The 23,288-nt window shown below is 50.5% G+C and carries 17 protein-coding genes and 2 pseudogenes; 11 read left to right on the plus strand and 8 right to left on the minus strand.

All coding sequences use genetic code 11. The features are described 5' to 3' along the window. Positions 1–304 precede the first annotated feature (304 nt). Positions 305–4,984, plus strand: a complete 4,680-nt coding sequence (locus tag TERTU_RS00245) for a hypothetical protein (protein WP_015818075.1) — start codon at positions 305–307, stop codon at positions 4,982–4,984. A 308-nt stretch (positions 4,985–5,292) separates the two neighbouring features. Here TERTU_RS00245 and TERTU_RS00250 read toward each other — a convergent pair whose 3' ends face one another. Together TERTU_RS00250 and TERTU_RS00255 are read right to left on the minus strand one after the other, a co-directional pair. Further along, entirely contained in the window at positions 5,293–6,069 is a 777-nt protein-coding gene (locus tag TERTU_RS00250; RefSeq protein WP_015819053.1) for a transglutaminase-like domain-containing protein, read from the minus strand. Beyond that, the gene (locus tag TERTU_RS00255) at positions 6,066–7,346 is read right to left on the minus strand and encodes a hypothetical protein (protein WP_015817450.1); all 1,281 of its coding nucleotides are present in this window, start codon (positions 7,344–7,346) and stop codon (positions 6,066–6,068) included. Before TERTU_RS00255 ends, TERTU_RS00250 begins: the two co-directional genes overlap by 4 nt. Positions 7,347–7,776: 430 nt before the next feature. Between TERTU_RS00255 and TERTU_RS22110 the strand changes: the two genes are divergently transcribed. From TERTU_RS22110 to TERTU_RS00280, 5 genes and pseudogenes are all read left to right on the plus strand, one after another. After that, positions 7,777–8,595, plus strand: coding sequence for an alpha/beta hydrolase (locus tag TERTU_RS22110; protein ID WP_015819287.1), 819 nt, complete (start codon positions 7,777–7,779; stop codon positions 8,593–8,595). Further along, a complete protein-coding gene (locus TERTU_RS00265; RefSeq protein WP_041589993.1) occupies positions 8,596–8,976 on the plus strand; it encodes a hypothetical protein in 381 nt (126 codons plus the stop codon). Positions 8,977–9,278: 302 nt separating this feature from the next. Beyond that, positions 9,279–9,509: pseudogene (locus tag TERTU_RS22405) on the plus strand (hypothetical protein); the annotation flags it as partial. A 168-nt stretch (positions 9,510–9,677) separates the two neighbouring features. Continuing rightward, a complete protein-coding gene (locus TERTU_RS21050) occupies positions 9,678–10,232 on the plus strand; it encodes an SMI1/KNR4 family protein (protein ID WP_228378222.1) in 555 nt (184 codons plus the stop codon). A gap of 176 nt (positions 10,233–10,408) precedes the next feature. Beyond that, positions 10,409–10,594, plus strand: coding sequence for a hypothetical protein (locus TERTU_RS00280; protein WP_012779312.1), 186 nt, complete (start codon positions 10,409–10,411; stop codon positions 10,592–10,594). 39 nt (positions 10,595–10,633) lie between these two features. On the opposite strand, the gene TERTU_RS22420 is transcribed toward TERTU_RS00280, so the two are convergent. Beyond that, positions 10,634–10,828, minus strand: coding sequence for a SymE family type I addiction module toxin (locus TERTU_RS22420; RefSeq protein ID WP_080516680.1), 195 nt, complete (start codon positions 10,826–10,828; stop codon positions 10,634–10,636). Positions 10,829–10,888: 60 nt separating this feature from the next. Between TERTU_RS22420 and TERTU_RS00285 the strand changes: the two are divergent. The 5 genes and pseudogenes from TERTU_RS00285 to TERTU_RS00305 form a co-directional block, all read left to right on the plus strand. Then, positions 10,889–11,617: pseudogene (locus tag TERTU_RS00285) on the plus strand (transposase); the annotation flags it as partial. Between the two features lie 195 nt (positions 11,618–11,812). Then, a complete protein-coding gene (polA, locus tag TERTU_RS00290) occupies positions 11,813–14,539 on the plus strand; it encodes a DNA polymerase I (protein ID WP_015819720.1) in 2,727 nt (908 codons plus the stop codon). Between the two features lie 78 nt (positions 14,540–14,617). Next, positions 14,618–14,953 carry a zinc ribbon domain-containing protein YjdM gene (locus TERTU_RS00295; RefSeq protein ID WP_015819143.1) on the plus strand — a complete coding sequence of 112 codons (336 nt, stop codon included), beginning with the start codon at positions 14,618–14,620 and terminating at the stop codon, positions 14,951–14,953. Between the two features lie 404 nt (positions 14,954–15,357). After that, positions 15,358–16,029 carry a glutathione S-transferase family protein gene (locus tag TERTU_RS00300; RefSeq protein WP_015820658.1) on the plus strand — a complete coding sequence of 224 codons (672 nt, stop codon included), beginning with the start codon at positions 15,358–15,360 and terminating at the stop codon, positions 16,027–16,029. A gap of 260 nt (positions 16,030–16,289) precedes the next feature. After that, positions 16,290–16,565 carry a hypothetical protein gene (locus tag TERTU_RS00305; RefSeq protein ID WP_015817567.1) on the plus strand — a complete coding sequence of 92 codons (276 nt, stop codon included), beginning with the start codon at positions 16,290–16,292 and terminating at the stop codon, positions 16,563–16,565. 513 nt (positions 16,566–17,078) lie between these two features. On the opposite strand, the gene TERTU_RS00310 is transcribed toward TERTU_RS00305, so the two are convergent. The 5 genes from TERTU_RS00310 to TERTU_RS00330 all read right to left on the minus strand — a co-directional run bounded on the left by TERTU_RS00310 (position 17,079) and on the right by TERTU_RS00330 (position 23,035). Beyond that, complete coding sequence (locus tag TERTU_RS00310) at positions 17,079–17,573, minus strand: hypothetical protein (protein ID WP_015817885.1); 495 nt, start codon at positions 17,571–17,573, stop codon at positions 17,079–17,081. A 27-nt stretch (positions 17,574–17,600) separates the two neighbouring features. Then, on the minus strand, positions 17,601–18,740 hold the full coding sequence (locus TERTU_RS00315; protein WP_015819386.1) for a hypothetical protein: 1,140 nt from the start codon (positions 18,738–18,740) through the stop codon (positions 17,601–17,603). Between the two features lie 41 nt (positions 18,741–18,781). Continuing rightward, on the minus strand, positions 18,782–20,779 hold the full coding sequence (locus TERTU_RS00320; protein ID WP_041589995.1) for a DUF3857 domain-containing transglutaminase family protein: 1,998 nt from the start codon (positions 20,777–20,779) through the stop codon (positions 18,782–18,784). A 128-nt stretch (positions 20,780–20,907) separates the two neighbouring features. Continuing rightward, positions 20,908–21,585: a hypothetical protein gene (locus TERTU_RS00325; RefSeq protein WP_015820815.1), complete on the minus strand. Its 678-nt coding sequence runs from the start codon at positions 21,583–21,585 to the stop codon at positions 20,908–20,910. Between the two features lie 172 nt (positions 21,586–21,757). After that, positions 21,758–23,035 carry an MATE family efflux transporter gene (locus TERTU_RS00330; protein WP_266352077.1) on the minus strand — a complete coding sequence of 426 codons (1,278 nt, stop codon included), beginning with the start codon at positions 23,033–23,035 and terminating at the stop codon, positions 21,758–21,760. Positions 23,036–23,288 lie beyond the last annotated feature (253 nt).

A 23,288-nucleotide genomic window follows, 5' to 3' on the forward strand; every position in this document is an offset into this window, starting at 1 on the left:
CAAAGCCATAGCATCTAAAAAATAGCACCTAAAAAGCATGACATCTATCCACAGGCCTGCACCCCGGCGGGCCTGTGGTTGTAGATGTATGTTAAGCAGACTCATACCCGGTATTTTTACCGAAAATAGTTACAGGCCCCAGTTAATCCGCACGCCAAAAAATCGTACACTATCCATCGGGCTGGTCGACCCTGCGCCAGTATTCCTGCCCACCCGCTGTTAGAAAAAACAATATAAAAATTTTCCCCCGCAAGGGTAAAGGACTGTTCGTGCCGCGCACTTTTCGCGGTACCAAGGAGAGATTATGTTGCGCTCATTGCTGATCGCCCCCCTCGCACTCTGTAGCCTGCTCCTTCACGCCGAACCTGGTCGCGATTACGATCTGGACGACGCCGGCCTTGCCGAGATTAACGCGTTTCAGGGTCCCAATCCAATCCCCACTCCACTGGATGATGCTGGCATCAACAACGATGCCGATGTTGACGGTGTGCCGGATGAAGACGACGATTTTCCCCAGCAATTCGCCGCTGCCAGGGATAACGATAAGGATGGCGCACCCGATAGTTGGAACCTGACTTGCGACCAAGGCTGCCGGGATGCATCCGGCCTGATATGGGATGCCTTTCCACACACGGCTGCCGCCTTCCTGGATGAGGACGGCGATGGGTTGCCCGATGCCTGGACGCCCGACTGTGACGTTCATTGTCAGGAGGGATCTGGCTTATCGCTTGACCCCTTCCTGGATGACCGTGATAACGACGGTCTGAAAGACGGTGATGACCCCGACGATGACAACAATGGTAGCGAGGATGCGGACGCAGATTCCGATGGACTTATCGACATAGCAACGGTGGAGGAACTGGATGCAGTGCGACACAACCTGAAAGGCTCCGGACAGATCACTACTCTGGGCGCGGCAAATGACACATCGGGCTGTCCACTGGGGGTGGTGGATGGCATCGAGCAACCCTTGTGTCACGGCTATGAGCTAACAGCGAATATTGAGCTGGACACTAACGGTAACGGTGTTTTTGACGAAGCGGACGGGTTTTGGAACGACGGTACAGGATGGCTCCCCATCGGGGACACGCTGGCGCCTTTTCGCGCGGATTTCCAGGGTAACGGCTTCAGCATCAATAATCTGGTGATCGACCGGGATGCGTACCCGCAGCAAGGTTTATTCGGCGCTATTCAAAATGCCACTATTACGGGCTTGGCATTGCAGGGCGATCACGCGAAGGTCCACGGTAAACTTCAAGTGGGAATGTTGGCGGGTGTAGCGTCTTATTCCGTTGTTCAAGAGGTCTATGTTGCTGGGGAGGTGCGCGCACAATCCATATCGAAAAGTTATGCAGGTGGCCTTATTGGCTACGCAGAGCAGGTGCACATCAGTGCCGTTATGGCGGCTGTCAGCATTAACGCCGCTAGCGGCGTATGCGGCGGGCTGATCGGCAAAGCCGTATCGAGCGAGATCGCCAACACACTGGCAACCGGCGCGGTGCGTGGTCTTAATCCACGCGGATCACTGGTGGGTGTGCTCTCTGGCGACGAGAGCCATGTGAGCGATAACCTCGCGCTTCACACGATGATGAAACTGTCTCTTATTGGCCGTGTAGATGAGGGTTTGCTGTCTGCAAACCACTGGTTGTCGATACTTCCCGAGCAGAGCGATGCCGGTTATGGGGACACTCTGGAAGTGCTGGCCTGCCCGCAAATTGCTGGCGACGCCAACTGCGCGGACGGGCTCGTATACCCGCATTGGGGAGAGGCTAGAAACGGCGACGACGAACCGCTGTGGGATTTCGGCAGCAGCGAGCAATTGCCGGGGCTTGCGCTGCACGGCCGAGTGTATCGTGACAGTGATGGCGACGGCGTAGAAGACGCCAGCGATCAATTCCCGCTCAATGGGGCGGCAGTGGCTGACAGTGACGGCGACGGAGCGCCCGACCGGTGGTTGTTGGAGTGCCGTACCGATTGTGCTGCAAGCTCGGGCCTGATTATCGATGGCTTTCCCAATAACCCTGCGGCTTATGAAGATACGGACCTGGATGGCCAGCCTGATAGCTGGGCGCCGAAGTGCGACTCCACTTGCCAGGCGTCCTCTGGTTTAGTGCTCGACCCCTCCCCAGACGATCGCGATAACGACGGCGTCAACGATCTGCTCGACAGCGACGATGATGGCGATGGGCTTGCCGATGCTGACGCCGATTCAGACGGACTTATCGATGTCGTGAACTGGGAGGAGCTAAGTGCCATCCGCTACAGCTTGGCGGGCTTGGGGCAGAGACTCAGTGCAGAGGCCGTATTGGATCAATCCGGCTGTCCGGTGGTTTTGGTCGACGGGTTTGCCGTACGGCAGTGTCGAGGCTATGAGCTGATGGGGGAGCTCGACTTCGATACGAACGGCAATGGTGAAATTGACACCGCTGATGAAGGTTGGAACGACGGCGCGGGCTGGCTGCCGGTTGGCGATATGGACAACCCCTTTACCGGCGAGTTTTCGGGCAATGGCCACCGAATTTTAAACCTTTTTGTGTTCCGGCCATTTGCTCTGTCCGGGGGGCTATTCGCCTATCTGAAAAACGCCCAGATCCGCGATCTGGGTTTGGAAGGTGAACTTACACTTATTCATGCTGGGCAGCGCGCAGGTATGGTCGCCGGTGTGGCTCGCAATACAGCGGTGACGCGAAGCTACGGTGTGGGCGAGGTGCAAAGCAACGGGATTGGTCTTGAAGGGATTGCTGGCGGTCTGGTCGGGCAGGCCCTAGATAGCGTACTACTTGATGTGTTTAGCGCGGCGCAGGTACAGGCCCACGGTGACTATGCTGGAGGCCTCGTGGGGTATTCCTCAGGCTCTGCATTTTTGAATACGTTCGCGACAGGCGCTGTTGTTACCGGCAACTATGCGGGTGGGTTAGTCGGTTCGCTTTATAAAAGCAGCATCGCCTACAGCTACGCTGTCACCCAAGAAGTGAGCTTGCCCCTGGCTGGCCAGCTTGTCGCTGAATCGAGCCTGTTGTACAACTACTGGGTCGCACCGGGCGAGACTAACGAAGGCGCTAGTTGGGGTTTACCCTTGGCAACCCTGCAGTGCCCTACCTCTGCGAGCGACGAGACCTGCAGCAATATTAGCCTCTACCAGAACTGGTCGAGCGACTGGGATTTTGGTAACCCGCACCAACTGCCAGGGCTTACGATAGGGAAATCAGTATTCCGAGACAGCGACGGCGACGGCATTCTGGATCATGACGATAATGACCGCGATGCGGACGGTATCGACAACACTGACGATGTGTTTCCCGACGATCCGACCGAAACGCAAGATACGGATAACGACGGAGTTGGCGACAATAGTGACGCCTTCCCTGAGGATGCCGGAGAAGGTGCCGACAGCGATGGCGATGGGATTGGCGACAACAGCGACGTGTTCCCGGATGATCCAACGGAAAGCCTGGATTCTGACGGTGACGGTACTGGCGACAATAGTGACGCCTTTCCAGCAGACCCGGAGGAAACCACAGATACAGATCAGGATGGCGTTGGTGATAACAGCGACCGCTTTCCCAACGATCCAACCGAAACATCTGATGCCGATAGCGATGGTGTTGGCGACAACGCCGATGCCTTCCCCAATGACCCCACTGAAATTCACGATACCGATTTGGATGGCGTGGGCGATAACGCCGATGCGTTTCCGACTGATCCCGAGGAATATGCAGACTATGATGGCGACGGCATAGGTGATAATCAGGATACCGACGACGATAACGACGGCGTTAACGACGAGCAGGACCCTGCCCTCGGCCCGGATAACGGCAAGCCCGTTATTGTAGGTGCGCCAGATAATATTGTGCGTTTTAGCCAGGGCCGGATGATTGAAATGGTGCTGGATGCTGTAGACGTGGTGGCGACCGATCTGGTTGATGTTGCGCCAACTGTGTCGGCAACATTAAATGGAGAAAATATTGTTGCCGATGGTGAAACCCCATTTGCCGTGCCCTGTGGCGAAAACACCGTTGAATGGCGGGCGACGGATACGGCGGGGAATATAAGCGCGGCTTATACTCAGATAATTGCGGTGTACCCCTCCATGGGTTTCACCGATACTGAAATTCTCAGCGGGGAAAACAATCAAATAACGTTAACAGTTGCGCTGGAATGTACTTCACCCATGTATCCAATTGACGTTAAATTAACTGCGGAACCACAAAGCACGTTGTCTGAATCAGATTATGAGGGGCCGAACCTGCCAACAACGCTGATTTTTGATGAGGGCGAATTAGTGCGCGAACTCAAATTTACGGTACTTGGTGACGGGCAAGACGAAGACGACGAAGCGCTTGTATTGCGATTGGAAAATGCGAGCGTGGTGCTCGACGGCGAAGCAAAAAGCATTGCGGTAGTCGCAGAAAAAGTATCTGCAACGGTCACTGTGACCGATGCCAATTTACCACCACAAATAACCCTTCTGATAACCCAGGGCAGCGAACCAACCAAAACCGTTGAGAGTGCAGGTGGCGAGGTTACCGTAACCGCAAATGTTAACGACCCCAACGGCGACGATACCCATCGGTTTGATTGGGAACTTCTGTCACTGGGAATGGAAATCGATAGCACCAAAGCCAGTTTTAAATTCGACCCAGACGAATTGCAAGATGGAGCCTACTCCATCTCCGTAACCGTTACCGACTCCGGCGAACCCGCACTGAGCAACAAAGCCGATGCAGAAATAGAAATTACCAGCCAAGTAACCCCAACAGACGAACCAAGCCCGGCACCAACTAACGAACCGACACCTACATTCGAACCCACGCCAACGGATTCACCTACGCCCAAACTAGGCCAAACACCGCTCGCGCAGGAAAAAAGCGGCGGGGGTGTTTTTGGTTGGGTTTGGATTGCAATGTTACTGGGAACCTGTTGGTACAGGCGTGTTTGGATGTTACACAGGAGCACCGGGAGTACAGAATCAAGTCGCTGGTAAATATAGCTAACTTACTGAATTACACTGGTTGACTTGATCCTGTGTTAAAAAATTGATTAGATTTGTTGCATGGCAAAGAAAATATGCGACCTAAAATTTTTATTTTAGTGGAACGAGGCTTGGTTGATGCGCCAGAGCGATTTATGGTTGTAGAGCTATTTCTAAGAGTCGTGTTTTTAAACTTAAAAAATTATCGTTGTAGGGCGAGTTGAGAGATGTAAGGAACATGGCAATTATCGTGAAGCAAAACGATTCCTTAGAATGTTTAAGCGTATGCTTTACTTAGCTGACTAATAGAGCTCGTGAAGTTAATTGCTCTCTAGATGCGTTATTTTGACTGGAAATAGCTGCATTGCCTTTACTAAATCGAGTGAATAACCTGGACCTTCGTTCTCTAATTCCATCGCTGGCAAATAGAAATGTCGATTAAAATTAGACGCGTATAGCGCCGGGTCCAGTATTTGCCAATGACCGTCCTGCCAGACTTCAGACCAAGCGTGGCCATAGCTTACCACCCTATCGTTTCCTTCGAGAATGACGGTACCTAGAACAACTTTCGAAGGCAGTTTTTCTGCTCTTGCGAGTGCCGTCGCCAGTACCGCATATTCAGTGCAATCTCCGCTGCGCAATTTCGCCGTTCGTGAGGCAACATTAAAGCTATGAATATAGGTGGGGTTAGTAATATAACCGCGAACATACTCGGCCATCTTCCTAATATCCGCATAAGTCTCGTTAGAGCCTTTGTAGCCAGAAACAAACTTCTGGGTACTTTCTTCTTCCAGATCGATTACAAAACTACTGGACAGATAGCGATTATCTAGTTTACCTATGGATCGGCTATTAGCTTTTAACGTGATAACGACAGAACTGCTAGTTAATTGATCGACCTTAATGTTGGAACGCTCCCGCAAGCTGTTAAGAATGGCTTCACTGTTGGATGAGACAACAGTAAAGCGAATCTCATCCGACAGTGGCAAGTTTTGCTCCGTACCGAGCTGCACAGATATCTCAGCGAGATACGGAATACGCTCTGCCTGTGTGGTCGTCGTAAAAATAAGGAGAGCTAAGATAAAAAGGCGCTTCATGGTAATTGTGGTTCGCCTTTAACATAGAGCTGTTGCAGGCCAATGGTTATCGGCCCCTGCGCAATAGTACCGTGTTTGAATATACCGCTTTTTTCCGCGAGAAACTTCATGACCATAGGCCCCATGTCAATTTTTAAATTGGCGGTAGGATCCTTTGGAGTCTTACTGAGTACCACTTTTAGTGCTGAGGTCGGGTCCGCTTCAGGAACCCACATTGGGTAAGATTCGGAAATTTTATCTGATTTTTGTAGCTCAATAGCAGCAAGATAGCTGCCATATCCCGAAAGCAGCCAATTGTTATGTTCTAATACAGCATTGACAGGTTTTCCCTGAAGTTCGCCGCTAACATGCCATTTGCTGTCACGCATTTCTAATGAAAAACTCGATGCTAAAACATTATTTTCGATAGAATAGCTCACTTTGTTAATCATAGAGCCGTCCTTCATACTCCATTCTCTGGCACCGCTATCTGATCGTGCGACCGAACTGGCATCCACGGGCGCAAGCATGGCTGAATCAGTGTGGAGCACTATATCGCCGTCTTCATCGAGCGCGTACTTTTCGCGCGCGTAACCTAGTGGTAGGTCATTGATGCTCATAACAAACACCGATTCGAAAAATTCCTGATTCTCTTCCGACGCAATAAATGCGTTTATAAACGATGTAAATACGTTTAGAAAAGCTTTTTTATAGCCAAGCTCGTTATGTGTACAAATTTGTAAACTGTTGTTTGTTGCGGCCGATAAACCTTTGAGGATGCCGGATGCTTTATTCTTGCCTTCACCGACTGAATACAGTGTATCGAGTGCTAGATACGGTGTGTCGCCCACCAATCCGACACCCAAAGCAGAAGTATATCTGGAAGACAGCGGTTTTTTGTTGAGCTCGGCGATAGCGCTAAGGCTGTTTTCTATCATGCTATGTAATGAATTCGCAGGGCCGTCAAACTCTGTGAATACATAACATTCCACTGGAGAATCTGTACCAATATCAATAGTGTAATACCACGTGGTATCTGAGGATTCTTGTAATTTTAATTTACCTAAAACCTTCTCGTTAATATTGAACTTTTTTATTTTTAGTGACGACTTTTTCTTGACAGATTTTTCGCGGTTTATTGCTTCGTGAAACCAAGAGGGGAAATCCTTCAAATCTACTAACGTTACGACGTTATGTGCATTATCTTTAGGGAGTGGTTTGCTGTTTACCGATGGGGCTAGAGCGCCGCTGGTTAGTAGTAGTGAGGCTAAGAAGATTGGTGTTGTGTTAAATTTCATAAAGTTCCTTTCATCCGATAAATTTATCTACCCTTTTGGTCTAGCATACCATGCCAATAAGTTCGGTTGGCACAAAAGTTAATTATGTTTAGTTTATTTATAAGGATGATTGCATAGGTTCAGCTCGCAAGCCAAAGCACAGTTGGCTGCAGAGCGTTGATTCGGTGCTAGAGATAAAAAACATAGCCCATTAGGCTTTAACCGTTACTCGTTTCTTAAAGGGTCCCGTAATAAGCATTCAGTTCCATTAATTAGGCCCCTTACCGTTTATCGTTATGGAGACATTGGTTAGACGAAACCCAACTACGCTTGCACTATGATACAAACGAGTAAAGCTGCGCGTCACCTTTGCTTCAATTGGGTGCAACAGTAATATTTTAGGGCATTTTGCATTCTAAAACATGCCTAGCATCTAGGTAAGAGTCATAGAATGGTAGTCCATATTCTTACTGACCTATACCTAGATAAAATTGAAGCAGGTCGAAACCTTGGGCCTTATTTATTGGAAAAGCAAAGGGAGCTGTTCGCTCAGGTTCGCGCAAGAACTTCAGGTGAAGAAATATATAAAATAACTGTTAATTATGATGAAGTGGAAGACGCCGATCTTCCTATAGTGGTGGCAGCCATGGATAAATTCGCTGCTCGTAATTCAGAAGCAGCGATGCTTAGAGACGTATACAAGCTCGCTGGTGGTGATCTTGCCATGGCCGATGAGGCAGTTCGTGAACAAAAGGAGCGTAAGGTAATTGCGTTCGATGGTGCTGGAGGTGAACGAACTGGTAACAACGCAGCTTTCAACTCGCTTGCCCGCAAATACGGGGCGACCTTATATGACGAAAATGCGTTTAGTGGACACTCAAATGGTAAAGCCGCTCTTGCTGAAGCTCTAAACTTTTTTGAGTCTAACCCTGATGGAGAATTGTATTTAATGGGATATTCAGCAGGTGGTGATGAAGCTATATGGCTGGCAAATCAGGTGGCAAAAGCAGGCTTTTCAGTAAGTGGGCTTGTAACCTTCGATGCGCATCGAGATTCGTTTTTTGGTATTAAATCTTACGCGGTGCCAAGTACGGTACGTGCGCTTAATTTTTATCAGCGAAATGCTGTTAGCTTTGGACCGAATACTTTTCGGGGAGGAAGTGTTAGCGGAGGATTGAATGTTATTCTTCCTGATAGTAACCATATAACTATTGTGTCCCAAGCTTACGCAGGAAATAGAGCTTTAATTGACGGATGGATGGGTTATTAGATGATGAAATACGTCGTTTTATCTTTTACTCTCATGTGTTTTGGTTGCGCCGCGCAGCTCTCGCCGGTTCGTGTAAACGGAGTGGTTAAGGATCAGAAGACAGGAAAGCCCATATCTGGAATTCAGGTAAGTATTTTGGAGATTCGTTCATCATCATTTATGACTTTACCTGCGACTATAAAAAAAGGCTCAGGTGAAACTAACGGTGACGGGCAGTTTATTGTTGAGGGAGATGTGACACAACATTTTTTAATTGAGTTAGATACAGGGTTGTGCTGGCTCCCGTATAGGGAAGTTTATGATTTGGAAAAAGATCAAAAAAAGTTTATGGACATTGTGATTTACACAGAGAGGATTTCCGATTGTTCTAACCCGGATTAATCGGGGACAGACCCCAATTAAAAAGTTGTGAATGTCATCAGAAGGCTCTTCACAACGATCTGAATGCAAGCGGTAAGGCTTCGGCTTTAGCCGCTTTCTTTTTGCCTGTGGCCTTCACGATGGTTGTGAAGGTTGACCCCGAATACGAAGATAAAGAAGAATAAATAGGACATCCAAATTACTGACAAACCTTCTAAATCTTCCTAACATCAGCAATCATGACCACAAGTAGAGAAACCCAAGTCTGCCTTGATGAAACTCCCTTCTATCACTGCTACGTGCGGTGTGTGCGGCGGGCGTATTTGTGTGGGGAGGATTTTTCTACGGGTGAGAGCTATGATCACCGCAAACAATGGATTGTTTCCCGTCTTAAATTCCTGTCGTATATTTACGCTATTGATATTTGTGCCTACGCGGTAATGAGCAACCATTACCACGTGTTGTTGCATGTGGATAAAAGCCGCGCGCAGATCTGGTCACGTACCGAGGTTGTTGAACGGTGGATGCAGTTCTGTAAAGGCGATATGTTAGTGGAGTTCGTGACAGAAAAATTTTCTGAAACGCTTGATAGATTAGTCACTTTTGTGATATTGGGGATTGAAGCTGCTGAGCGATTAAGTGGTGGTAATGCTTGTAAGCCCAATTGTTTTTATTGATTCACTGTTTTTAAAGTTGGGTGTGGAATGGATGGTTATTTATCGATGAAAAACGTATTTGATCCATTGTTACATTGGGGGAGGTATGGTGAAATCATTAATGAAATGGGTACCAAATTAATTGGATTTGCACCCCACATTGCGCCGAAGGCATATATAAACGTTATTTATGCGCCTCTAAAAGACGCCGGTATTGTGGAGTTGGAAAATCGATTAGAACGAGGCCTTCCAGTCCAATATAAAAAATTTTTGACTTGTTCTAATGGGTTAATGATTTTTTCGGGTAGTATGAGAGTGTTTGGGCTGGTTCCGTTATCACGTACAGCCGATATACATATTTATAATTACCCTTCAAACGTAATAGTTCCTAATGAAAGCGCACGGATTAAAGGGATAATTGATAGTGATTTTGTTGTGGGTTACTATGCTGAGGATGGTTCCTATGCGGTCATTGATGGAAATGGAGGAGTGTTTCGTATATTGCCGCAAAGCAACGACATTGATAGAGAAAAATGGGCAAGCTTTAATGATTGGCTATCCTCTGAGATATTGAGATTGGATAAGTCGTATACAGAAAATAATGCGGCCCACTTCAATTAATAAAGTGCAGCCCCAATTAACAGTTGAGATATTTTATTCCTTAGCTGCAGAGAGCCCCGGCCAGAGATGAGTCAATCAAGGAGAGAATCAGAGGGACAGGAGAAAAAATGACATCCAAACTATTGACACTATAAAGTTTAAATTAGATCCCTGGGCTAATACGACGGAGATCAGACATGATTAATGTTAGTAAGGGAAAGATAATTTTTTGGGTAGTATTTTTATGTATTGTGGGTTTGTTGATTGGTGATAAAGGTGGCGGTGGCTACGAAAAACTATATTGGGCCTGTGGTGGAGCAATATTAGGTGTAGCAATTAGTTTTTTATTTAGCAAGCGCATTAAAAAAGTAGAAACTGATTAAATGAATCAAATAGGCACTCGCTGAGTGCCTATTTGATTTTTACCGTTCGCTGGTGAGCACCAAATACCCGTCCATAACCCTGACCTTCACAGGCGAATCAATCTCAACTCCCGCTTTGATTAACCAATGGCCTTTGAGGTTAATCTCACCAATGGGTGTCCGTTGGTGGCGGTTCTTAAAATAAAAAAATAAGTAGGACATCCAGTGCGCCGGGACAAGAAATAAATAGGACATCCAAACTATTGACTGATATTTTAAATATCCCTAACACCAGCAACCATCACCACAAGGAGAAAAACCCAAGTCTGCCTCGATGAAACTCCGTTCTATCACTGTTATGTGCGGCGCGAGCGGCTGTTTGATATTGGCTGGTTTATGCGCAGGGTTAACGAAACGATCGCGCGCATGGCCAATGCGGAAGAAAATTGTAAAGGCCGTTTCTGGGAAGGCCGAGATAAAAGTCAGGCGCTGTTGGACGAGGCTGCATTACTCAGTTGTATGGCGTACGTGGATTTAAACCCGGTGCGCGCAGGAATGGAAGAAAGCCTGGATACCAGCGATTTTACATCCATTCAGCAGCGCTTAGCTGAGTTTGCCGGCAAAAAACGACAACTTAAAAAACATCCGGAACTGGCCGAGCGCACCGAAAAACAAGTGCGCTTAAAAGCGGATTTAAAACTGGATAAACAGCCAGAAGCGCCGCTGATGGTATTCGACGGGTCCAGCCATACGGATATTCATGTCGCCTTGCCCTTTACCGATCAGGATTATTTGCGCTTAGTGGATGAAACCGGCCGGGTTTTACGTGCAGATAAGCGCGGTGGCATATCCGATACCATTAAACCCACCATCGAGCGCTTTGGTATAGATCCAAAAAACCGGCTCGAACACGTGCAGAATTTCTCCCGCAGCTACGGCCGCTGTGCCGGGCATGTTGTACGCATGCGTGCGTATGTGGAGCGCTACGGTTTGCGTGCTGCCAAAGGGGTGGGTATTTCCAAAGCGATGTACCGGGCTGCGTGAGCGCGGTTATCGTTTAAACATTCGCTTGGCGGGCGAGTAATCGAACAGGGTTAACCCTTAGCTCGAGCAACTTAAAGCCGCCCCTTCTTCACTGCATTACCCTCTGTATTAGCAGGCTAAAGCCCCATTTCCCCACATTCCACTGCAAACTCCGTTAAAATCCCTCTCCCACAGCCACAAGCCCTGGATTGTTCTATGAGTACCAAACCGCTGATTCTGGTCGACGGATCGTCGTACCTTTACCGTGCTTTTCACGCTTTGCCGCCATTGACCACGTCTAAGGGGCAGCCGACCGGAGCAATTAAAGGGGTGGTGAATATGTTGCGGCGGTTGGAGAAGGATTATCCGGAGAGCCCGATTGCGGTTGTATTCGATGCCAAGGGCAAGACCTTTCGCGACGATATGTATAAAGACTACAAAGCCAATCGCCCCCCGATGCCGGACGATTTGCGCAGTCAGGTTGAGCCCCTACACGAATTGATTCGCGCTATGGGTTTGCCGCTATTGATTGTGGAAGGGGTGGAAGCCGACGATGTGATCGGGACCCTCGCCCGTGAAGGCACCGAGAAAGGCTTGCCGGTGGTGGTATCCACGGGAGATAAGGACATGGCGCAGCTGGTCAACGAACATATCACCTTGGTGAACACCATGACCGATACGGTGATGGATATTGAGGGCGTGAAGGCCAAGTTCGGTATTCCGCCAGAACTCATCATCGACTATCTGGCGTTGATGGGCGACAAGGTTGACAACATTCCAGGTGTGCCGGGCGTTGGCGAAAAAACCGCACTGGCACTGTTGCAAAACCTGGGTGGCCTGAACGATATCTACACGCGCCTGGATGAGATCGCCTCGCTGAGCTTTCGCGGCAGTAAATCCATGGCGAAGAAGCTGGAAGAGAACCGGGACAACGCGTATCTCTCCTACGAACTGGCGACCATCAAAACGGATGTACCCCTGGAGTTGCCCATCGAGGAGCTAAAACCGGCGCCGGCAGACAAAGCCGGGCTGATGAACTGGTACCAGGAACTGGAGTTCAAAGGCTGGATTGCCGAGCTGGAAAATGCCCCGGCGGACGATGATGGTCACGCAGTACCGGAAGCGGTTGCGCTGGAAACCGAATATGACGTTGTGCTGGATGAGAGCGCCTTTGAGGCCTGGCTGGAAAAACTCCAGGCCGCAGCGCTGTTTGCATTCGATACCGAGACCACCAGCCTAAATTATATGGACGCCGAAATTGTCGGTGTATCGTTTGCGGTTGAGCCGGGTAAGGCGGCTTATGTGCCGGTTGCGCACGATTACCTCGGCGCGCCGGAGCAGCTGAGCCGCGAGCATGTGTTAGCTCGCCTCAAACCATTGCTGGAAAACGACGGCCTTAAAAAAGTTGGGCAAAATCTTAAATACGACGCGAACGTGTTGGCAAATTACGATATCGCGCTTAAAGGTATTGCCTACGACACCATGCTTGAATCCTACGTGCACAACAGTACCGGCAGTCGCCACGATATGGATACCCTGGCGGAGCTGCACCTGGGGCACAAAACCATTCACTTTGAAGATATCGCAGGTAAGGGCGCAAAGCAGCTGACCTTTAACCAGATTAAGCTGGAGGAAGCGGGGCCCTACGCGGCGGAGGATGCGGACATTACCCTGCGCCTGCATCAGGCCCTCTGGCCAAAAGTGGCGGAAGCCGAGGGTCTGAAAACCGTGTTCAACGATGTTGAGCTGCCGCTGGTATCCATTCTTTCCCGCATCGAGCGCAATGGCGCTTTGCTGGATACCAAGCTCCTGGGCGAATTGAGCCTGCAGCACGGGGCGTCCATTGTGAAGCTGGAAAAAGAAGCGTATGAGCTGGCGGGAGAAGAATTTAACCTGGGTTCGCCCAAACAACTGGCGACGATTCTGTTTGAAAAAATGAATCTGCCGGTGGTGAAAAAAACCGCGAAAGGTGCGCCGTCCACCAACGAAGAAGTGATGCAGGAGCTGGCGCTGGACTACCCGTTGCCATCGGTGATTCTGCAGCACCGCAGTCTGTCGAAACTGAAAAGCACCTACACCGACAAGCTGCCAACAATGGTGAACAAAAAAACCGGGCGTGTGCACACCTCCTATCACCAGGCGGTGGCCGCAACTGGACGGCTTTCTTCGAGCGACCCGAATTTACAGAATATTCCCATTAAAACGGACGAGGGGCGCCGCATCCGACAGGCGTTTATCGCCCCGGCGGGTTACAAAATGGTTGCGGCGGATTACTCCCAGATCGAGCTGCGGATTATGGCGCATCTGTCGAACGACCCTGGCCTGCAAAAAGCCTTTGCGGAAGGCCTGGATGTCCACAAAAGCACCGCTGCTGAGGTATTTGGTACCGCGCTGGAAAATGTGTCCAGCGAGCAGCGCCGCAGTGCCAAGGCGATTAACTTCGGCTTGATTTACGGGATGAGCGCCTTTGGCCTCGCCCGCCAGTTGCGCATTGGCCGCAACGATGCCCAAACCTATATCGACACCTACTTTGAACGCTATCCTGGGGTAGCGGAATACATGGCAAATATCCGCAAATCGGCCGCGGAAAAGGGCTATGTGGAAACCCTGTTGGGGCGCAGGCTGTATTTGCCGGAAATCAATTCCAGCAACGGAATGCGCCGCCAGGCGGCCGAGCGGGTTGCTATTAACGCGCCTATGCAGGGCACCGCAGCAGATATTATTAAACGCGCTATGATCGATGTAGACGCCTGGTTGCAAACCGAGCAGATCGATGCGCGCATAATCATGCAGGTGCACGATGAACTGGTACTTGAAGTCGCGGCCGCTGATGCGGAGGCGATTTCGGCAAAACTTTGCGACATCATGTCGAGCGCTGTGGTGCTGAGTGTGCCCTTGCTGGTGGAAGCCGGTATTGGTGATAACTGGGACCAGGCTCACTAAGTTCGCCAGTAAATATTTTTATAACACAGCTTTGAGCCGGGCCTTGTGCCCGGTTTTTACATTTTTGAGGTTAATACCATGTCTGATTTACCCAATTGCCCGGCCTGCAACTCGGAGTACACCTACGAAGATGGCGCCAACCTGATGTGCCCGGAATGCGGCCACGAATGGAACCCCGCAGACGCCGGTGACAGCGATGAAAAAGTGATCAAAGATTCTAACGGCAACCCTCTCGCTGATGGCGATACCGTCACGGTGATCAAGGATCTTAAAGTCAAAGGCAGCTCGCTGGTGGTTAAAGTGGGCACCAAGGTTAAAAATATCCGCCTGGTGGACGGTGACCACGATATCGACTGCAAAATCGACGGTATTGGGGCCATGAAGCTGAAATCGGAATTTGTGAAGAAAGTCTGATCCGTACTTTTCAGAGGGTTTGATAGCGAAATCAAACCCTTTGTTCGATCCAATCAAATTATGACTCCAAAATTCATGAGATCCTCACCGCTGATTGGCAGTGACGGAGGGCTCACGAAGCTTCCAAGGGTAACTGAAATGCGCAATTTATGTGCGTTCTGAATCCTTACCTGCCACTTCTGTTCTAAGGCACTAAGTGCTCACTCGCCGCGAAAGCCACACAGAATGGTTCGATTGGGGACTGAGTTGAAATGTTTGTAATGCGTGGGCAACCTAAGCCCGGATTTTGCTTCGAACTCACCTGTGAAAGAAGTACTCATAGGCCGCTTTGAGTAGCATTACAACACCAGCCACTTAAAGCGATAAAAACGCCAGAAATTCAAAGCACCATGGAGAGTACGCCCGTGAAACTCGTGATTGGAAATAAAAATTACTCCAGCTGGTCCCTGCGGCCCTGGTTGCTGTTGCGGCATTTTTCACTGCCGTTTGATGAACTGCCCATTTCGTTGGGGGAAACACAATTGTCGGAACACCTGCGCCAGTTTTCACCTTCAGCGCGAGTGCCCGTACTGGTCGACGGCCACACCACCGTGTGGGACAGCCTGGCTATTTGTGAATACATTAACGAGCAATACCTGGAAGGCCGGGGCTGGCCGCGACCGGCGGCCGCCCGGGCGAAAGCGCGCGCGGTAGTCGCCGAAATGCATGCAGGCTTTGCCGCGTTGCGCAGCGAAATGCCAATGAACTGCCGGGCGTTGCGACGGGTAGAATTGTCGGATGCCGCCAAGCGGGACATAGCGCGCATTGATGAAATATGGTCGCAAACGCAGCACCAGGAATTAGGCAGTTGGTTATTTGGCAGCTTCAGTATTGCCGATTGCTTCTTCGCGCCGGTGGCGTTTCGTATCCAGACTTACGGCGTTCACCTCTCGCAACCTGCCAGCGAATACTGCGAGCACCTGTTGAATCACAACGGCATGCGAGCCTGGAAAGCGGCTGCGTTGGAAGAAAAAGAAATAGTCCTCGATGACGAAGTGGGAGAGGATATTCTTCCCTCGATTAAAGCCTGTAGCTAAGGTTTTTAGTGCGTTGTATCTTTCCTCCGCAGCCGGTTATAGACCGATCTGTATGCTAGCGGTGTGGAGCCTGTCCGGCTAACACCGCTCAACCCAGATGCTAACGAATTAATTGCTGTATTTTTTAGAAATTTTGCGACTTTTGTGTGCCGATTTCGCTGCATCGGTACGATATAATTGCGCCGAGTGCGCCAGATGGTAGCGGCGTTAATGTGATTCGCGGCTTGTACAAGCGCCTATAAAAATAACGGGACAACTCAGTGAATCAGCAGCAACGTGACAAACTCGAAAAAATCATCGCCCTGGGCAAATGGCCGTTCGTACTTCGCGTCGGCGTGTTGAGTTGGGGGTTTTCCACCGCAGTTCTGTACTGCATCATCAGTTTATTCAGCCACGGTCAGCTTTCATTCGCTGCGGCGCTCGCGACTTTTGCGGTGTGTTCTGCGCTGGGAGCGCTTTGGGGTGGCTATCTCTGGCATCGCAGCAGTTCCCGCTGGACATTGTTAATCCGTGAAATGATCGAGCAGGAGCACTAGTCTTACTCTCACGCTTTTCTCGAGCGTTCCGATGCGCTGAAGAGGTGTTCGCGGAGTAGAGAATCTTACAGAAGTAAGGAATGTTACGGTGGTGGTTTGAGGCTTTGAGCACGCGAGCTAGGGCCTGTTAACACTAATTCGATTCATTCTGTTGCGGCTAAAATTTCGCTATCAAGGCGTTTGGAGCGTAGTTTGGTTGTTCCAAATGAGCGACAAACAACGCTGAGAGCGGGATTTTAGCCGCAACCCGCAGGGCTGGGCCTGTATTTCCAGGCTGATGCGTTATTTTTCACTCGTTTAGCCCGCTAAACAACGCCAAAAATGCCTTTCATCCTGAAAATACAGGCTCCAGCAGAGCGAATTGAATTAGTGTTAACAGGCCCTAGGTAATCGCAACAGCGCGCAGCTGGATTCAGGTGGTAGTCCAGTCATTCTGGTTAAGCCGTTGAGTCCCCGGTTGTTGTGGCCCGCTGTGCGTGTCTAGGCAGCAGCGAGCGCGAGTCTTCGGCAGGGTTATTTCAGCAAGCCCTGTTTGCGCCATTTGGTCAAAATCTTACCTACATCCTTGCCGAGCGCCTTGGTGCAACGGCCGAGCACGTCACAACTGCCTTTAAAACCGGCACCGATGCCTCCGGATGAGTTGCGGTTGAGAGTGTGCGAGGCGACCTGCTTGCCATCTTTATATAACTCCATCGAAATGGTAACGCCTTTGGCGTGCCCCATCCACGCGTTACCGGCACTGACGGCATTGGTAATTTCCAGCTTCAAATTGTATCCGGGGTTCGCGCTATTGAATTTATCGCTGAGCGCTACGGTAAAACCATTTTTTTCCGAGTACGATTTTGCGAATGCACTGAGTTTACCGCCGAGGTCTGTGCATTCATTAACGATATTTGGTTGAATGATTTTTTCGTCGTAGTAGGGGGTTTCTTTAGCGATGTTAATGGTTTGGCCAACGGCAAACAGCGGCAGTGCAAGTATTACCCAAGCGAAGTGACGCAATTTCATGATGTTTCCTTGTTGTGTTGTAGAAAATCAAAGGTTCTGCGCGGCCCAGCGCTGAAATGCGTCAGATGCGAGGAATCCTTCCAGTCCATCAATTTGTGCGAGCCCTTGGGCTGTCAATTCCGACCCGAACGCTTGCTGCAGAGCATTTAGTACCAGTACCGCGTGATCGTATTTTTCGTAGTAGGCCAGCAGCAGTAAGGTCGTGTAAAACACCAGCGGCCTATCCCTGTGGCTATCAATTATTTTAGCTAATAATCGGTCCGCTTGGCGCGATTTTCCCAAATCATAGAGCAATTCCGCTTTTTGCAGTGAGAGCTGCGTTTCGCCGCCCAATTGTTTTTCTAAACCTGTTAAGTAGCTCAGGGCCCGTTCGCTATCGCCCTGCTCAATGGTGTAGTTCAGTTTGAATAGCAGGAAGCGGTTTGCCGGGGCCTCTGCTACGAGGCGTTGGTACACTTCGGCCATTTGTGCTTTTGCCGAACGCAGCGCGAAGCCAAGCAGGGCGCTCTGGATGATGGATTCAGACCGGAAACGGGGGGCGAGTTTGTCGAACGCTCCGATGAGGTCATCTGGCTTGTTGCGCAGATAAGTCAGGAGTGCTCCGTGTTCGTCGCTGGGAGCCATCTGCGCGCGATGGCTGAAAGTAAGAGTGTCGGTGAAAGCGAGGCTTGCCCACTTGTCAGTGGAGTGGGTATACCAGTCAATCACTTGCCAGCGCTGGCGATGGGGGGCGATTTCGAACTCCAGAAAATCATATTTCCCGTTATCTGCATCCACCCGGTAGAGCAAAAACTGCCGCAGCCGGTATTTGCGCAAGCGAATAAATTCCCACTGCTGGCCAGCACTGAAGAGCTGATGGAATTGATTTTTTACCGCTGGGCGAAGCTGTGCCAGAACAGCTTGGATTTCGTGTGGCGGGAAGGGCTTGCCATCCGGCTGGCGCAAGTTCGCATCGAACTGCGCGCGCATCCGCGCGGCAAAATCGTCTACGCCTAGCCGCGCGAGCAAACCATCGGCGTCTTGCACATTCGCATAGTCTTGTATCTCGAGTGCGTAGCTGGTGAGACGGTCGCTAGCGGCGACAGTGTGGGCCTTTTCCCAGCGCAATTGTATCGGTTCTGCTGCTAGGGCAAGCTGGCTGAAAAAGGCGAGCCATAGCGTCAGCACTAGTCGCTGCTGTGGAGCGCAAGCCCCACGAAAACTTGAATTCACTGCAGCGCATCCACCAGGGCGTTAATCGCTGCACTGGGCTTTTTATTGGCCGGGTACCCCAGGGTGAGTGAAAAATCGATATCTTGCTGAATTTCTTTCGTGAGTGCCAGATAGTCGGCCATGTTAGCGGAGTCGACCCAGGATTTTTTCACCCAGAGTTGCGCGCGGTGTTCAAACCGCTTGCCAATAAGCTGGCTGCGGGAGCGGTATTCCACAGCGGGCTGCTGTTTCACCACGGGGGTGCTGTCGATATACAGCTCTACGTCATTAGCGAACTCCACCACAATGCGGTGGGACACCCGTTTAGGTTGGCCGATTGCTGCGGGAGATTCACGCCGAATGGTCTGCGGCTGGACGAGATATTGTTCGATCGCACTGGCGTAGTAGGTGGACGAATAGAGGTTATCCTGCGCGGTAAAAAATTCTGGAATTTCGTACTGCTCAACGATGGTAAATTCATTAAACGCACGATTATCGTCGAAGGTTACGGCTCTGTTGCGGCGAATATTGGGGTAAATTTTAGCGTAGAAATTTAAGAATTTATCGCTGATTTCCGCCACCGAATTGGAGTTGAAAAAATAGCGCTGATAGTTTGCCTGGTCGCCGGTATAGCGGGATTCAATACGCAGTTTAACCGGCTGGTCGAAGCGGGCAGTGCTGAAAGTTTCGGTAACGTCGATCTGGTCGATCTGGCCTTCGAGCGGAGCTATCTCGGCCACCGGGTCGGCTCGCTCATTGTTGATTATCAAGCCCTTGCCAAATTCCAGGAAGCCACGGTCTTGGATACGGCCTGCCTGATGGGTGCGGGTCGGGTCCAGCCACACCTGCTGGCCGTCAATTTGTGCATGTACAATCACATGATCGAACGCCAGCGGGCTGGGCAAAAATTCGGTAAAACCTCGGCCGAAGTCGAAAGAGACCAGCGTTGGGTCAGCATCAATGCCGCGCTTGCGCAGCAGTTGCACCAGCAGGTTGGTTTTGTCTTTACAGTCGCCGTAGCGGTTTTCCAGGACTACGGCGGGTGAGTGCGGGAGGTGACTGTTCTCGCCAAACTCCAACCCCAGGTAGCGAATTTGTTCCTGGCTGAATTCCAGCGCGGCCAACGCGTACTCGCGAGGAGTCTTGGCTTTTTTCTGCAACTGTTTAACCAGCTTGTCGAGCTCTGCAGAGTTGGCGTCGACACTGCCGTAAAGATCTTCCGCCCAGGCCACCACTTCCTGCCAGGACGTATATTCAGAATATTCGATAAAGGGGTAGCGCACAAACCAGGGCGGATAGTCCCCCTCATCGGTGCGTCCCGCTACGCTATCGGCTTCCCAGGTATGCTCAACGGTGTCGCCTTTGCGTCGTTTTTTATAGTTGAGTTCGAGATCGTGAACCCGGGTTTGCAGTTTAACGTCACGGGGCACGAGCACACGCAACCGCGAGTAGCCCACATCTACACCCCAACCAAAATTGAGCGCGCCAAAAATTTTATTGCCGTACACGGGGTTGCGACCGCTGATGGTATAGCTGTAATCGAGGCGATCACCGGGGCGCGTATCGGGAATAATCGCCACCGCAGTCACAGCGCCGTGGTAAATGCCGTTGCGCAGGTCTTCCTCTTTTTGTAACAGACGGAATATCTCTGGCCGCAGTACGTTTACTGTTTTGCCTTCGCGTATCAGTTGCAACTGGTGAATTGCCAGCTGCTGATACTCTGGATTAAAGGTTATTTCCAGTTCGGAATTTTCACTCACCGCCTGGCTGGTATGCAGGTAGTAACTGAAAGCTTTGTAGCGCTGAAAATTCTGCGATGCAGCATTAACCTGCGTATCGATAAGCGCGTATTCGGTAGATTGACCTTGCGGTTTGCCGCGGCTTTTGGGCGTTTTGGCCGGTTTCACCCACGCGGGTACATCACTGAAGGAATACTGAAACTGTCCATAAGTGAACGTTTGCGCAGCCTGAACCGAACCCGCTGCCAGGAGCAGGATTAGGAATAGGAGTCTCATTGAGGAATGATAGAGTTGTTATAGTGTTGTGGCGGTCAAGGCTACCCGCCTGCAGCGTCCATGTCTACTGGAAACAACTGGAAACACGCGGCGTATCGCTGGAGCGGGAGCCGCGTCTTTGGGGAGGACTAGTGCATGGATGAACCGGGGGCCTGGTGGTTCAGCTCAAGCTTGATCGCTGAATCACCCGCCAAGCAGGGCCAGCGTGCCATAGCCGATTGCCATGCTTCGCCATTCTGGTGGTTGAGGTAGTTTTTGAAATCAGCTTTGCGGAAGAAATTATCGCTTTCAAATAACGACTCTATAGAGTAATGCACCGCCAGGTCGAGCTGGTTGGCAAAATCGTCGCCGAGCAGGTCGTGGACGATAATATTCGACAGTGTCATGTCCATAGGCGCCAGCGGCAGGCCGCTTGCCATCATCACCCGATCATTGACTTCTTCTATCAGGCGGTGGGCCAGATAGGCTTCGTCAATCAACGCCAGCAGGCCATCGCGCCTTTCCACCAGCTCTGGCGGATTGAAAAAGTAGTCCTCGGCGATGGTAAGGAAGGTTTCCGCGTACTCGTAAACACCGGCGGATTTGGTCAACTCCGTTAACGCTTCCAGAAAATCGGGTACATGCTCAATGTACCGGGTCACAAACTCTTCCAACGAATGCAGACCGTCCGATTTTGGCAGCGCGATGCTGCGGTGAAGCTCGGGTAATTTCGCTTCCAGGAACATCCTCAGTTGGTGGTTGTTAGCTTCAATCCGTTGAGCCTCTTTAATGGATTCGCGTATTTGCAATATTCGTAACTCACTCATGACAAACTGACACTTCGGAAATAAGGGTGAAGCCGGTCAGCACCGTATCAACCTGTCTCAGTATAGGAGAAGATTTACGCCATCATAGATAGCAATTAACTCAGCCATCTGTGGCTTATTACAGTGGAACCTGCCACCCAACCCCCCTGTTGGTGGCAACGGAGATCACCTCTTAGAACCATTTGTGCCTCGCCGTTAGAGTATAGAAGGCGATTGCCAGGCTTGCCCCGCGCAAAAAGTTAAAGGTTGTAAAACTCAACCAGAGACCGTGATTTTCGTAACCACGTGTAAAGAACCAGAGCGGTACGAACCCGCAGAACACACATACCAGCATGGCGTTTCGCATAAGCTGGGTGTGGCCAGAGCCTATAAAAATTCCATCTAACAAATAGGTCCACACACTCACCAGTGGAATAAACAGCAGCCAACCGTAGTACTGCATCACCGTATCGGCGACCCCAGGTAGATCGGTAAACATCGCAATTAATGGTTGCTTACCGATTGCGAAAAACAGGGTGACCGCCAACGCCAGCGCAATTGCTGCGAAAGTAGAAGCCGCACAGGCCGCGAAAAACCGATGTAGATCGCGCCCGCCCAGCGCCTTGGCGCCCATGGCTTCAACCGCGTGAGCGTAACCGTCCAGGCCAAAAGACTGCAGCAGCACCAATTGCATAAGTATTGCGTTGGCGGCAAGAATTTCTGGCCCCAAGTGGCCACTTTGTGCAGTGAAAAAATTAAACACCAGTAACAACAGGCTGGTGCGCACGAGGAGGTCGCCATTCAAGCGAGCCAGGTTTCGCCAATCCTGCAGACGAAACAGCATGGTGAGACTCAGTGCAGGGTGTTTGTTAAGTAGCGCTTTCAGGGGGCGCCAGGCAAATGCAACGGCAAGCAAACACGCTGACCACTCTGCACATAGCGACGCCCAGGCAGCGCCCGCGCTTGCCCAATCGTTCAGAACGATGAAAACAAAATCCAAGCCAATGTTCAGACCGTTAGCCACAAAAGTGATGACCAGCGGTACACGCGCGTTTTGCAGCCCAATAAAAAAACCCATCAACACGAAGGTAACAAAGACCGCTGGCGCTGCGAACAGGCGGATCTGCAAGTACTCGCGGGCGAGCGCTGCGATCTTGGTATTTGGTGCCATTAGTTGAAGGGCGAAAGGCAAAATAACTCCCTGTGCCAGGAGCAGAATAACGCCTAGAGAACAGGCCATCAGCAGGCTCTGGCCAAGTTGGACTAATAAAGTGGCGTGGTCGTTGGCACCCATGGCGCGCCCCACAAAACTGGTGGTACTCATGCGCAAAAAATTGAACATCCAAAACAGAAACGCCAAGACATTGGTGCCAATCGCCACTGAACCCAAGTAGAGAGAGGAGTCCAGGTGACCCAGCATGGCAGTATCCGCCATGCCCATGAGCGGCGATGAAATGTTGCTGAGAATCATGGGCCAGGCCAGGGCATACGCCTGACGGTGGGGCAATGAAAAAAAAGAAAAATGGTTTAAACGCATGTTCGTATTTTTTGGCGCCAACAGTTTGATTAATTATGCAGAATTGCTATTTCTCGGTGATTACAAAGTAACCAAAAGCACTTAGATATAAGGATAAGCCTTGTTTATACTCAAGTAACGCGGCATTCACCGCGCTGCATTTTCGGATCATTGCATCGATTTAGCGCAGTTCCGGAAAGATTTAGCA

Origin of the sequence: Teredinibacter turnerae T7901, from assembly GCF_000023025.1 — a bacterium.
Classification (GTDB): Bacteria; Pseudomonadota; Gammaproteobacteria; order Pseudomonadales; family Cellvibrionaceae; genus Teredinibacter; species Teredinibacter turnerae_B.

Bases quoted from the DNA above. Each gene is read 5' to 3' on its own strand.
- TERTU_RS00245 (WP_015818075.1), top strand. From the start codon at position 305: ATGTTGCGCTCATTGCTGATCGCCCCCCTCGCACTCTGTAGCCTGCTC.
- TERTU_RS00250 (WP_015819053.1), bottom strand. From the start codon at position 6,069: ATGAAGCGCCTTTTTATCTTAGCTCTCCTTATTTTTACGACGACCACA.
- TERTU_RS00255 (WP_015817450.1), bottom strand. From the start codon at position 7,346: ATGAAATTTAACACAACACCAATCTTCTTAGCCTCACTACTACTAACC.
- TERTU_RS22110 (WP_015819287.1), top strand. From the start codon at position 7,777: ATGGTAGTCCATATTCTTACTGACCTATACCTAGATAAAATTGAAGCA.
- TERTU_RS00265 (WP_041589993.1), top strand. From the start codon at position 8,596: ATGATGAAATACGTCGTTTTATCTTTTACTCTCATGTGTTTTGGTTGC.
- TERTU_RS21050 (WP_228378222.1), top strand. From the start codon at position 9,678: ATGAAAAACGTATTTGATCCATTGTTACATTGGGGGAGGTATGGTGAA.
- TERTU_RS00280 (WP_012779312.1), top strand. From the start codon at position 10,409: ATGATTAATGTTAGTAAGGGAAAGATAATTTTTTGGGTAGTATTTTTA.
- TERTU_RS22420 (WP_080516680.1), bottom strand. From the start codon at position 10,828: ATGTCCTATTTATTTCTTGTCCCGGCGCACTGGATGTCCTACTTATTT.
- polA (WP_015819720.1), top strand. From the start codon at position 11,813: ATGAGTACCAAACCGCTGATTCTGGTCGACGGATCGTCGTACCTTTAC.
- TERTU_RS00295 (WP_015819143.1), top strand. From the start codon at position 14,618: ATGTCTGATTTACCCAATTGCCCGGCCTGCAACTCGGAGTACACCTAC.
- TERTU_RS00310 (WP_015817885.1), bottom strand. From the start codon at position 17,573: ATGAAATTGCGTCACTTCGCTTGGGTAATACTTGCACTGCCGCTGTTT.
- TERTU_RS00320 (WP_041589995.1), bottom strand. From the start codon at position 20,779: ATGAGACTCCTATTCCTAATCCTGCTCCTGGCAGCGGGTTCGGTTCAG.
- TERTU_RS00325 (WP_015820815.1), bottom strand. From the start codon at position 21,585: ATGAGTGAGTTACGAATATTGCAAATACGCGAATCCATTAAAGAGGCT.
- TERTU_RS00330 (WP_266352077.1), bottom strand. From the start codon at position 23,035: ATGATTCTCAGCAACATTTCATCGCCGCTCATGGGCATGGCGGATACT.